This window comes from Microcoleus vaginatus FACHB-2002, assembly GCF_040004035.1.
Taxonomy (GTDB): domain Bacteria; phylum Cyanobacteriota; class Cyanobacteriia; order Cyanobacteriales; family Microcoleaceae; genus Microcoleus; species Microcoleus vaginatus_C.
Genome location: NZ_JAMPLN010000001.1, coordinates 59,242 through 71,109 on the forward strand (window position 1 = coordinate 59,242; position 11,868 = coordinate 71,109).

Consider the following 11,868-nt stretch of genomic DNA (forward strand, 5'->3'; position numbering starts at 1 on the left):
TATACATTTAAATTTTATTTTTTGGGCTGGCTAGAAGCACCCCACAAGAGTATATGTGTAAGGTGCCCATTGCCCCGGAGAGACTTATTTAACCTTGACTGTAAGCCTCCATTGGTAAACAAGAACAGACAAAATTGCGATCGCCAAACGCATTATCTATCCGACCCACCGCCGGCCAAAACTTATGTTCGCGAGTCCAAGGTGCCGGATAAGCCGCTTGCGCGCGAGTATAAGGACGATTCCACTCATCAACCATCAGAGATTCTGCGGTGTGCGGCGCATTTTTCAAGACGTTATTTTGCGCGTCAACATTACCGTTTTCAATCTCCGCAATTTCAGATCTAATTGCAATCATTGCATCGCAAAAACGGTCTAATTCCTGCTTCGATTCGCTTTCTGTCGGTTCCACCATCACCGTACCAGCGACCGGCCAAGAAACCGTCGGCGCGTGATAGCCGTAATCCATCAAACGTTTAGCGATATCTTCAACTTCAATAGCCGCAGACTTTTTGAGCGATCGCAAATCCAGAATACACTCATGCGCCACTAAACCCGCTTTCCCTTTGTACAAAACCGGATAATAAGATTCTAAGCGTTTTGCCATGTAATTAGCATTAAGAATTGCTACTTTTGTTGCCTCAGTTAAACCCACTCCTCCCATCATCCGAATGTACATCCAAGAAATAGGCAAAATGCTAGCACTTCCCCAAGGCGCTGCGGAAACAGCACCAACTGATGTTTGTTGACTGTTGACTGTTGACTGTTGACTGTTAAGAATAGAATGACTGGGCAAAAATTCCACCAAATGAGACATTACCCCAATCGGCCCCATTCCCGGCCCGCCGCCGCCGTGGGGAATACAGAAAGTTTTGTGCAAATTCAAGTGACAAACATCAGCACCAAAATCACCGGGGCGGCACAAACCAACTTGAGCATTCATATTTGCGCCGTCCATATAAACTTGTCCGCCACAGTTGTGGACAATATCGCAAATCTCTTTAATTTCTTCCTCAAAAACGCCGTGCGTTGATGGATATGTCACCATCAAAGCCGCCAGTTCATTTTTGTGTTTCTCTGCTTTTTTATGTAAATCGGCAACATCAATATTGCCCTGAGAATCGCACTCGACAGCAACTACTTTCATCCCCGCCATCACCGCGCTAGCCGGATTTGTACCGTGGGCTGACTGGGGAATCAAACAGATATTTCGGTGAGATTCGCCTCGGTGTTCGTGGTATTGGCGAATAACTAACAAACCCGCGTATTCGCCTTGGGAACCAGCGTTAGGCTGCAAAGAAATTCCCGCAAAACCTGTGATTTCTGCCAGCCACTGTTCTAGTTGCACGAACATCATTTGATAGCCGCGAGTTTGATCGCGGGGTGCAAAGGGATGTATCTTGCCAAATTCCGCCCAAGTCACCGGCATCATCTCTGCTGTTGCATTCAATTTCATTGTGCAAGAACCCAATGGAATCATCGATGTGTTCAGCGATAAATCCTTGGCTTCTAAACGGTGCAAATAGCGCAAAAGTTCAGTTTCTGAATGGTAGCTGTTGAAAACTGGATGGGCGAGATAGCTGCTGGTGCGATCGCAAAAATCTGGCAATGTCAGATATAAACTCAATGCGTCTGCATCCAGCGGAATGTTGAGAGCATTCTGCCCGTCCGCCCTGATATAATCTTTATCCTGTGCAAAAATTTTCCACAACTCTTGTACATCTTCAACGCTGACAGTTTCATCTAACGTGATTCCCACTGTCGAATTATCGAAAATTCGGAGATTAATTTTGCGAACTTTAGCAGCTTCTAGAATTTCTGACAGCGGTTTATCTCCCAATTCTACCCGCAAAGTATCGAAGAAATGTGGAGAACCAATTGTGTATCCGAAACTTCTTAAACCGGATGCCAAAAGTGCCGTTAAACTCCATACTTTCTCAGCAATGTCTTTCAGTCCAGACGGGCCGTGATAAACAGCATACATACTTGCCATCACTGCCAGCAAAACTTGAGCAGTACAAATATTGCTAGTAGCTTTTTCGCGGCGGATGTGCTGTTCGCGAGTTTGCAAGGCCAAGCGCAAAGCAGATTTGCCGTTAGCATCTTTAGAAACGCCGACAATTCGCCCCGGAACTTGCCGTTTAAACTCTTCTCGCGTGGCGAAATAGGCGGCGTGGGGCCCTCCGAATCCCATCGGCACTCCGAAGCGCTGAGTGCTTCCTACGGCTATATCCGCGCCGAATTCGCCGGGGGGTGTGAGCAAGCAAAGGCTCAAAATGTCGGCGGCCACTGTGACTAATGCGCCCACTTCGTGTGCCGATCGAATAAAATCGGTATAGTCGTAAATTGCGCCGTCTGTGGCGGGGTATTGCAGGAGAGCGCCGAAGATTGTACGATCGAACTCAAAGCTTTGATGGTCGCCGACAATTACCTCAATTCCCAGCGGCTTAGCGCGAGTTTGCACCACTTCAATAGTTTGAGGGTGGCAATCTTGGGAAACAAAAAACGCTTTTGCCCCCTTTTTGCTGGCGCCGTAACTCACCGCCATCGCTTCCGCCGCCGCTGTCCCTTCATCCAGCAAAGAAGCGTTGGCAATTTCCAAACCCGTGAGGTCAATTATCATGGTTTGGAAGTTCAGTAAAGCTTCCAATCGCCCTTGAGCAATTTCAGCTTGGTAGGGAGTGTAAGCTGTATACCAGCCGGGATTTTCTAGGATATTCCGCTGAATGACCGGGGGTGTGATGCAGTCGTGATATCCAGTGCCGATGTACGATCGAAATACCTGATTTTTTGCCGCAATTTCTTTCAATTCTGCCAAAGCGCTGTACTCGCTTTGCGCTGCGGGAAGTTGTAGGGGTGCAGAAATGCGAATCGCCGCTGGAACCGTTTTGTCAATCAACTCATCGAGGCTGGAAATGCCCAAAACATTGAGCATTTGCTGGATTTCGCTGCGTGTCGGACCAATGTGCCGCCCCGCAAAACCATTGATGGAGGAAAGGTTTTGCTGCTGACTGGGTTCAAGTTGAGGGCTGTAGAGTACCAAGGCGGATTCTCCTGAATAGACTTGTGCTTCTTTGTTTGTAACATTTTGCTAAGAAAACCAGGAAGATTTTCTGCGTCTATCAAAGTGCGACAGTCCGACAGGGGTTTCAACCCCTGTCTCATAGCTAAAGTCGTCTGAAGACGACTGTAGATTAAGGCGCACTTATCGCCACTCCCCGCGCAACTGGTTAGTATTTCAGTCGTCAAAAGACGACTTGTGCTACAAGCCCCGTGGGTTTCAACCCCTGGCGGATTGTGGAATTATCAACGGGCCCCATGCCCTATGCCCTATTCCCTATTCCCCTTCGACCATTTGGCGATACTTCTCGGCGGATAAAGCGTCATCGACTTCGCTGGTGTTGTCTACGCGCACTTTCAGCAGCCACCCGTCCCTGTAGGGGTCTTCGGCCAAATTTTCGGGAGACTCTACAATGTCATCATTGCGTTCTACGACGATACCGGTAACTGGTGCTTTCAAGTCTTCAACCGCTTTGACTGACTCGACTGTACCGAAAGCTTCGCCCTTTTCCAACCCTGCACCGACTTCGGGCAAATCTAGAAACACAATATCGCCGAGTTGGTCAACTGCAAAGGCACTAATGCCGATGGTGGCAATTTCGCCTTCGAGTCGGATGTATTCGTGAGTGTCTAGGTATTTCAGGTCATCGGGGTATGTTAGTGCCATGTCTTTTCTCGCAATAAAAAAGTATTAGTTAAATCTTATTCAACTATGAGCCTTTAATAATGACTAAGTGGAACAAAAAAAATATTAAACGCTTGCTTTTTGGAGAATTTTCTGTCAAAAGACTGATGCGCTCTATAATTTTTATTTACGTATTTCTTTGTTTTTACGGTTTCTTTTTTTCAGAACGGCTAATTTTTCAACCTCCGCCATCTAGCCAGAGTGATAGCAGAGAATTTATCAAAGTTAGCTCAGCTAATGGCGTGAAAATTTCTGCTGTTCATTTTCCTAACCCGCAAGCTAAATATACCATACTTTACAGTCACGGAAATGCGGAAGACTTGGACGGCATTTTGTGGCTACTCAGAGAGATTCGAGATAGTGGGTTTGCTGTGTTTGCCTATGATTATCAAGGTTACGGCACGAGTCAGGGAAATCCTTCTGAGTATAATACTTATCGTGATATTGATGCTGTTTACAATTATTTAACCCAACAGTTGGGAGTACCTGCAGAGCAAATTATTCTTTATGGGCGTTCTGTGGGCGCTGGGCCGGCAATTGATTTGGCTTCACGGGAAAAAGTCGGCGGTTTGGTGATTGAAAGTTCCTTTGTTTCGGCTTTTCGGGTGTTGACGCGGATTCCGATTTTACCCTTTGATAAGTTTGTGAATATTGATAAGATTGGCAAAGTTCGATCGCCTGTTTTGGTGATTCATGGTAAGGCTGATGAGGTGGTTCATTTTTGGCATGGAGAGCAGTTGTTTGCAGCGGCGAAGCAGCCGAAATTGAATTTTTGGGTTGATGGGGCCGGTCATAATGATTTGATGGATGTGGCGGGCGATCGCTATGCTGCAACTTTGCGAAAATTTGCTAAGCTAGTAGATGAATCTTCTTGACCAATATGAGCAACGGGCTAGAAGCCCGTTCCACAACAACACATACACTTACACTTTATTGTGAACCGTTGCTATGAGCAACGCCCCTGAATTAAGGCTTACCTACTTAAGTTAACTAGGTCGGTTTGGCGATCGATAAAATGGTTTTTTCACCACACTAGCCGGATAGTTTTTACCGCGAATTTCGATTTCTAATTGCTGACCGATTTTCGCTAATTTTGCGGGAACAAATGCGAGGGCTACCGCACGATTCAAAGTAGGCGATAATGTACCGCTAGTAACTTCTCCTACTGTTTCGCCTTCAAATATTACCGGATAGCCGTGGCGTGCAATGTGCCGCCCCTGCATTTCTAACCCTACCAACCGCTTCGATACTCCACTCGCTTTCTGCTGTTCCAAAACCTCCCGCCCAATAAAATCGCCTTTGGTGTCGAGGTGAACTACCCAACCCAATCCAGCCTCTAAAGGCGTGATATTGTCGTCTATATCTTGACCGTAAAGAGCCATTGCTGCTTCTAAACGCAAGGTATCTCTCGCACCCAAACCGCAGGGTACAACGCCAGCAGCTAACAATTTTTGCCACAGTTCTTTTCCTACTTCGGCATCCACCATGATTTCAAACCCATCTTCGCCGGTGTAACCTGTTCTGGCGATAAAACTTGGCTGTCCCAAAAGATTTGTTTCTAAGTGGCCGAATGCCTTAATTGGTGCGAGGCTGTCTTCCACAAAAGGCTGGAGATAGTTAACGGCTTCCGGCCCTTGAATGGCAATTAAAACTTTATCTTCGGAGAGGTCTGTAAAACTCAGTTCGCTCAATTCTAAGTGAGTGGTGATCCATGCTTTGTCGGCGATGCGAGTGGCGGCGTTGACAATGATTACTGCACGTTCTTCGCTAGTGATAGGGTCTGGTTCTTGGCAGTAGAAAATAATGTCGTCTAAGATGCAGCCTTTGGCATTTAGCAAGACTGTATATTGAGCTTGACCGGGTTGCAAGCGGCTCAAGTCTGAGGGTACTAAGGGTTGAAATTTTTCTATTACTTGTTTCCCTCTCAAACCAAATTTTCCCATGTGGGAAATGTCGAACATTCCTGCTTGTTGGCGTACTGCTTGGTGTTCGCTGCTGATGCCTGCGTACTGTACTGCCATCTCCCACCCGGAAAAGGGCACCATTCGGCCTTTGAGTTCTAATGATAGGTCGTACAGAGGCGTGCGGGCAAGTTGGCTCGGACTCTCTGGATTGCTGGATTCAGTTGACTTTGCCACAGGTAGCGCTTTGGTTGCGGGTAGACTGTTTTGATTTTACGGGAAAATTGGTTTTCGCGGTGTGTAGCCCGATCGAATTTAATGACACGCCAATGCTGTTTAGGTACAAGTCGCGATCGAATTTAAGCACGCGGTGGTACTGTTTAGGTACAAATTAGGATACGGCAGTGCCGTTTCCCTACTGTAATGTTTATGGAGAATAGCGGGCTCGAACCGCTGACCCCTACAATGCCATTGTAGTGCTCTACCAACTGAGCTAATTCCCCTTTCTTTTCGCGCTCTCAATCATGCCTTAACTGACCAATACTTGTCAAGCTTTTTGGGGAAATTAGTTTTGAGCCTGCGGCTGGCAAGGCTTTCGGCTTTTTTTCCACAAAACTCTCCTCGCTTCTGGACAAGGGTCAATCCCCTACTATGATCTAGTAAGTATGTTGGGATATTTCGGTTAAATGGCTCAAACAAGACCCCATGAGAAAGTAGACGACTAGCAGGGCGGCGGCTGAGACCGCAACTAGAGCACCTGCTAGCATTAGTGAAAATTCCCGTTGCGCGATCGCCTCTTGCATCAAGTGCAAAGACCAGGCAACGAGGGCAACGTCAATTATTAAAATAGAAATCAGCATAAGTTACGATTTGTAACAGCTCACCTATTGTAACAAAACTTTTCGCTCCGTGCAGATAAGCTCAGGCGTATTTAACTTTTGCTGTAAAACGCGGAGGGAGCAGCGGAAAGCTACTGAGAAAAAATGATAGCTTTTGGTGATAATTACAATATGCAAAGTAAATGAGAGCTAGCTCAGCTTTAGAGGTGGCGTTTTTGACTCTTGAGCGAGCGATTAAGAACCCGATAGCTGAGCTTTAGACGCTTTTTTGAGGGGTCAGGGTGCGATCGACCTTTGAGTATAACTGATTTGATAGCAGAAGGTCTGAGCCGCTGTTGCACTTGGATGCTGTAAAATTAACTTTATTAACCTGCTTGAAAAGATGACAAATCGCTCTACTCGCGCCCTTTTTCACAGCAAAACACTCAACACTGCTTTGCGTGCTTTTAGCTTTCCGCAAGATATGGAAGTGCGCCACCAAAAATTGGGAACGTGGATTGCTGCACTTAAAACGGGTACGTTAGACGAAGTTAAAGAAGTTTCGCTGCACGGCAGTTTTATTAATGATATTTTTCAGGATATTTTGGGATATTGCTCGGTAATTCAAGGTGCGGGGAAAGCTTGGGAAATTAACGCGGAACAAACGATATCTGATGGCGGCGGTTCTGCTGACGGGGCGATCGGCTTTTTTACTGCTGCTGGCAATCCTAAAGGCAAAGCCGTGTCCCTGCAAGGTAAAGTGATTGCTCCGATCGAACTCAAGGGAGCGAAAAATGATTTAGACCGTCCCGCATCCGGGCGATCGGAATCAGCAGTTGACCAAGGTTGGCGCTACGCTAATTATACACCAGATTGTCGCTGGATTATTGTCTCGAATTATCGAGAGTTGCGACTTGATCATACCAATAAAACTCCCGCTTATTACGAAAAATTTTTTCTGGCTGACTTGGCGGATATTGCAGCTTTTAAGCGGTTTTACTTTCTGCTGTGTCGCCGCAATTTTTTGCCTAAAAACCAAGATCAAACAGTTTCTGTTATTGACAGACTGTTAAAAGACTCTGAGGAAGCTCAAGAAGAAATTACCAATAAATTATATCAAGAGTACAAAGCAATTCGACTCGCTCTCGTCAAGCATTTTCGCTTTACTGGGCCGCAGGAGATCCCCAACCGCGATCGCGTACTCATCGAAAAAGCTCAAAAAACTTTAGACCGCGTTTTATTCATTGCTTTTTGTGAAGATAAAGGGTTGCTGCCGCGAAACACGCTCAGCACCGCTCACGACCACAAAGACCAATACAATCCTAGATTAATTTGGGAAAATTATCAATCTGTATTTCGCTGGGTTGATGTGGGAAATGATGACCCTCCTGTACCGGGATACAACGGCGGTTTATTTAAATTCGATCCGGTTTTAGACGCACAATTGACTGTGCCAAATCCCTTATGCACTCAGCTTAAGAATTTGACGCGATTTGATTTTGATACTGAAGTTTCCGTCGATATTTGGGGGCATATCTTCGAGCAGTCTGTTACAGATTTGGAAGAATTAAATGCTGAAACTGCCGGACAGGAATACAATCAGAAAAAAGGCAAGCGGAAAACTCAAGGTGTGTTTTACACGCCAGCTTTTATTACTCAATATATTGTCGAGGTTTCTCTCGGCGGCTATTTGCAGCGTCGAGAGCAAGAATTGCGCGATTTATTCCTAATGGGCGAAGTTGTTGAAGTGTCGGTTCAGCCACAAAAGAAAACTGCAATTAAGTTTTGGAAAGCGTATCGAGACGAGGTGCTGCAAAAAACGCGGGTCATCGATCCGGCGTGCGGTTCGGGAGCTTTTTTGATTGCGGCTTTTGATTATTTGATGCAGCAGTACGAAAGAGTCGATCGAGAATTGAATGCTTTGGGATGTAAGCCAAAAGACGGCAACTCCCTTGAATTTGACAGAAGCATTTTAAGCAACAACCTGTACGGCGTAGATTTGTTGCCGGAATCGGCGGAAATTACCAAACTTTCCCTGTGGTAGAAGACAGCGGAACCGGGTAAAACGCTGACTTATTTGGATGATAATATTAAAGCGGGAAACTCGATCGTCGCTGACAGTAATGTAGCAGATACAGCGTTTGATTGGCAAGCTGAATTTCCCCAGATTTTTGCTGATGGCGGTTTTGATGTTGTCCTTGGCAATCCGCCTTACGTGCGACAGGAGTTGCTATCTCCAATTAAACCATACTTGCAAGCAAATTATGAATCATATAACGGCGTAGCAGACCTTTATACTTACTTTTATGAACTCGGGTTAAAGATTCTCAAACCGGGGGGAGTGCTTTCGTATATTGTCACAAATAAATGGCTGAGGTCTGGATACGGCGAACCTCTACGCAAGTTCTTTGCCAGTCAAGGTTTATTAGAGCAAATTATTGATTTCGGACACGCGCCAATTTTTGAGGATGCTGATACTTTTCCCTGTATTGTCGCAGTCAGAAAACCTAACGCTTCTCTATGTATCTCTGAAACTGAAAGCGAGATTGAGCAAGGTAAATCTGAACCTAACTCGCCTGTGATTGTTTGTCCGGTTCCGCGCGAGGAACTTGCTAATATCAACCTTACACAATACGTTCAACAACACGGTTATCAAATTTCGCGATCGCGTTTCACTGCGACTGCTTGGAGTCTGGAACCTCCTGCTGTTGATGAGTTAATGCAAAAAATTAAACAAGTGGGAGTTCCGCTCAAAGATTTTGCAGGCGTTAAGCCTTTATATGGCATAAAAACAGAATTTAACGAAGCTTTTTTGATTGAGGAAGCTACTAAAAATAGTCTCGTTCAAGCAGACCCTAAATCCGCTGAAATTATCAAGCCTTATTTACGAGGTCAAGATATTAAACGCTGGAGTCCAGAGTGGGCAAATCTTTGGATTATTTTGCTGAAATCTAGCAGCGATAGTGTATGGCCGTGGAGTAAAGCAAACGATAAAGCAGAGGAAGTATTTGCACAAACATTTCCATCGGTATATAAGTATATGAAGCCGATGCAAGAAAAACTGTCTAAGCGTTCCGACAAAGGGCGTTACTGGTGGGAACTGCGTAGCTGTGCTTACTACAGGACTTTTGAAAACCCCAAAATTATTTATCAGGTTATTCAAACTTTGCCACAATACGCATGGGATAATTCTAGTGCTTATGGAAATGATAAAACATTCATTCTGGCTAACAGCGATTTATGTCTGCTAGGTTGGCTCAATTCACCGCTAATTTGGTGGTACAGCCATCGAGTTTTTACTCAAATGCTGTCAGGGGCCATTAGCCCAATGGGATATTTATTTGAAACTTTACCGATCGCACCACCCACTGACTCAATTCGTGCCGAAGTCGAACTAATTGTCAGCCGTTTAATTGAAATTGCCAAAACTAATCAAGAAACTCACCGAGATGTCTTGCAATGGCTGGAAATCACTTATTTAATTGATAAACTCGGACAAAAACTCGAAGATTTTTCTGCCCTTTCCTTTGCAGAATTCGTAGCAGAAATCAGAAAGCGAATGCCGAAAACTAAATCCTCCGATCCTCTCGGCGTTGCTGGACTAAAAGCAGTCCGCGAAACTTATAATGAATATGCACCGGCCATTCAATCTCGCAAAGCTGAGGCGTTGAGACTCGAACACCGTTTATCCGACTTAGTTAATCTAGCTTATGGATTGACACCGGAGGAAATAGATTTGATGTGGAAAACAGCACCTCCGCGAATGCCGATCGCCCGACAGATTTGATAGAATAACTGTTTGTAAACCATCAAGTTTTGCCTTTTCCCAGTTGTTTTAGTGTTTCTACAAAGGTTTGGGCACCCACCATTTGAGACTAACTCAGGGCGGATTTTGCAGAATCGCCTAAAAGCATATCTTCTAATTCTATCAGTCGCTCTATCAAGCGCTGATAGGCATCAGCGGACATAATTACGTGACTGGGCTGCGATTTATCAGTGAGTAAAACTGGCTCGACAGCAGCTTGGTTAAAGACTGTCCCCTGTGGATTGCAGGCTTCTGCGAGAGTGTAACTTTGCATAACAGAGGTTATTTTCTGGGTTATGTCTATGTTAGGCAAAACGGGCAGGAATTGGGAGATCGATCGATCGCCAATGTCACGTTTAGCCAACAGCAAACTCGGTATATTGCCGTCTGTAGGGAGCGTAAAATGCCAAAACAATATCTGTCTTGGGAACTCCGGCTTCTACTAATTCATTAGCCACTCCGATTTCTGTTCCATCGCGCTCAATCCAAATTTTGCCATCTTTGATTTCGATGTAGATGATACAGCCAAATACCCGCGTCATATCTTGCCAACCGATATGCAAAACTTGATAGCGATCGCGCTCTTGGTCAAATATTAAATGAGTTTCTGTATCCCTCGGCGAATAATTTTCAGTGCGAGTTTTAAGAATTTTCTGCACCAATTCGCGATAATTTAATTTGTCCACAATACAATCTCCTCCCGCTCTACATTAAAAATTAAAAATCTTAGTTGATGTTCTGCAATTACTCTTTGAATAAATCGGCGATTAAAAAATTACTCGTAAATATCTATCGCTACTGCCAAATACAACACCCGTTCTGGCTGCGTCAATCTTAAAGCTGAACGGTAATTGAGAAATTGACCGAGAGCTGAGTGAAACTCATTTACTTCTGATGCTCCTAGAAACGATTTTATCTCTACTGCTATCTTTTGACCAGCTTTTTCGGCTGCTAAAACTTTTTCCGCCCCTAAATCTATATAAAAATCAACATCTTCAGCCCGGATGAATAGAGGATCGTCTGTAATCGTCCAACCATCTTTTTCTATAGCTATTTTAACTACATTGTGGAATTTATCTTTAGCTGCCATGAATAAACTTTAATTTTGCACTAATTTTAGTATAACCAATAGAAGAAACCGAGGAGGATTGACCAATGGGTAGAAAATACATGATTTTTCGTGCCGAATGGACTGAAGAAGAGGGGGCAGATAATAGGTTATTAGCCCACACAGGGGCATACACTGATATCCTTGCAGAGTATTTTGACTCATCCAACGCACCTATCCCCGCACCGGGGTACAGATTGCTGGAGTTTCACAGCGCTGACGGTTCCGGTTCTAGCACCCACTACCGCACTGGAGACTGGGAAGTGGTGAGGGTGGAAGAGTACCCAACAGCAATACCTAATAACGAGTTTGAGGCGATTGTAGTTGGATACTGCAAATATGTCCCCGCCGAAACTCCGCTGATACCAATGCCAAAAGCTCAGGTTTCGATCGACTCTTTTGGAGATGAATCGGCTTATCAAGAATTCCTTCAGAGCGAGGCAGTTAAAGATTACACCCTAGTGTAACTTAAGTAGATTAAAAAAAAAGGGGCA

Annotated in this window: 11 protein-coding genes and 1 tRNA gene; 4 read left to right on the forward strand and 8 right to left on the reverse strand. The window is 44.9% G+C overall.

Annotated elements, in window-relative coordinates; translation table 11 throughout:
• Positions 1-88: 88 nt before the first annotated feature.
• Positions 89-3,040 carry an aminomethyl-transferring glycine dehydrogenase gene (gene gcvP / locus NDI35_RS00255; protein WP_445310977.1) on the reverse strand — a complete coding sequence of 984 codons (2,952 nt, stop codon included), beginning with the start codon at positions 3,038-3,040 and terminating at the stop codon, positions 89-91.
• A gap of 294 nt (positions 3,041-3,334) precedes the next feature.
• Positions 3,335-3,724 (reverse strand): glycine cleavage system protein GcvH, encoded by a 390-nt coding sequence (gcvH, locus tag NDI35_RS00260; RefSeq protein WP_333067642.1) that lies wholly within the window; start codon positions 3,722-3,724, stop codon positions 3,335-3,337.
• Between the two features lie 59 nt (positions 3,725-3,783).
• Between gcvH and NDI35_RS00265 the strand changes: the two genes are divergently transcribed.
• Positions 3,784-4,617, forward strand: coding sequence for an alpha/beta hydrolase (locus NDI35_RS00265; RefSeq protein WP_445310978.1), 834 nt, complete (start codon positions 3,784-3,786; stop codon positions 4,615-4,617).
• 111 nt (positions 4,618-4,728) lie between these two features.
• On the opposite strand, the gene gcvT is transcribed toward NDI35_RS00265, so the two are convergent.
• From gcvT to NDI35_RS00280, 3 genes are all read right to left on the reverse strand, one after another.
• On the reverse strand, positions 4,729-5,880 hold the full coding sequence (gene gcvT / locus NDI35_RS00270; RefSeq protein ID WP_445310979.1) for a glycine cleavage system aminomethyltransferase GcvT: 1,152 nt from the start codon (positions 5,878-5,880) through the stop codon (positions 4,729-4,731).
• 193 nt (positions 5,881-6,073) lie between these two features.
• A tRNA-Ala gene (locus NDI35_RS00275) sits at positions 6,074-6,146 on the reverse strand.
• Between the two features lie 153 nt (positions 6,147-6,299).
• The gene (locus NDI35_RS00280; RefSeq protein WP_333079270.1) at positions 6,300-6,503 is read right to left on the reverse strand and encodes a hypothetical protein; all 204 of its coding nucleotides are present in this window, start codon (positions 6,501-6,503) and stop codon (positions 6,300-6,302) included.
• Positions 6,504-6,864: 361 nt separating this feature from the next.
• On the opposite strand from NDI35_RS00280, the gene NDI35_RS00285 reads away from it, so the two are divergent.
• Together NDI35_RS00285 and NDI35_RS00290 are read left to right on the forward strand one after the other, a co-directional pair.
• Complete coding sequence (locus NDI35_RS00285; RefSeq protein WP_445310980.1) at positions 6,865-8,505, forward strand: DNA methyltransferase; 1,641 nt, start codon at positions 6,865-6,867, stop codon at positions 8,503-8,505.
• 33 nt (positions 8,506-8,538) lie between these two features.
• Positions 8,539-10,248 carry an Eco57I restriction-modification methylase domain-containing protein gene (locus tag NDI35_RS00290; RefSeq protein ID WP_445310981.1) on the forward strand — a complete coding sequence of 570 codons (1,710 nt, stop codon included), beginning with the start codon at positions 8,539-8,541 and terminating at the stop codon, positions 10,246-10,248.
• An 88-nt stretch (positions 10,249-10,336) separates the two neighbouring features.
• On the opposite strand, the gene NDI35_RS00295 is transcribed toward NDI35_RS00290, so the two are convergent.
• The 3 genes from NDI35_RS00295 to NDI35_RS00305 all read right to left on the reverse strand — a co-directional run bounded on the left by NDI35_RS00295 (position 10,337) and on the right by NDI35_RS00305 (position 11,356).
• Positions 10,337-10,630 (reverse strand): type II toxin-antitoxin system Phd/YefM family antitoxin, encoded by a 294-nt coding sequence (locus NDI35_RS00295; protein ID WP_445310982.1) that lies wholly within the window; start codon positions 10,628-10,630, stop codon positions 10,337-10,339.
• A complete protein-coding gene (locus NDI35_RS00300; RefSeq protein ID WP_445310983.1) occupies positions 10,623-10,952 on the reverse strand; it encodes a XisI protein in 330 nt (109 codons plus the stop codon). Before NDI35_RS00300 ends, NDI35_RS00295 begins: the two co-directional genes overlap by 8 nt.
• A gap of 89 nt (positions 10,953-11,041) precedes the next feature.
• Positions 11,042-11,356 carry a XisH family protein gene (locus NDI35_RS00305; protein ID WP_445310984.1) on the reverse strand — a complete coding sequence of 105 codons (315 nt, stop codon included), beginning with the start codon at positions 11,354-11,356 and terminating at the stop codon, positions 11,042-11,044.
• Between the two features lie 65 nt (positions 11,357-11,421).
• Here NDI35_RS00305 and NDI35_RS00310 point away from each other — a divergent pair, with 65 nt between their 5' ends.
• A complete protein-coding gene (locus NDI35_RS00310) occupies positions 11,422-11,841 on the forward strand; it encodes a hypothetical protein (protein ID WP_445310985.1) in 420 nt (139 codons plus the stop codon).
• Positions 11,842-11,868 lie beyond the last annotated feature (27 nt).

Coding starts and splice junctions, on each gene's coding strand:
- NDI35_RS00305 (WP_445310984.1), bottom strand. CDS start 11,356: ATGGCAGCTAAAGATAAATTCCACAATGTAGTTAAAATAGCTATAGAA.
- NDI35_RS00265 (WP_445310978.1), top strand. CDS start 3,784: ATGACTAAGTGGAACAAAAAAAATATTAAACGCTTGCTTTTTGGAGAA.
- NDI35_RS00280 (WP_333079270.1), bottom strand. CDS start 6,503: ATGCTGATTTCTATTTTAATAATTGACGTTGCCCTCGTTGCCTGGTCT.
- NDI35_RS00310 (WP_445310985.1), top strand. CDS start 11,422: ATGGGTAGAAAATACATGATTTTTCGTGCCGAATGGACTGAAGAAGAG.
- gcvH (WP_333067642.1), bottom strand. CDS start 3,724: ATGGCACTAACATACCCCGATGACCTGAAATACCTAGACACTCACGAA.
- NDI35_RS00285 (WP_445310980.1), top strand. CDS start 6,865: ATGACAAATCGCTCTACTCGCGCCCTTTTTCACAGCAAAACACTCAAC.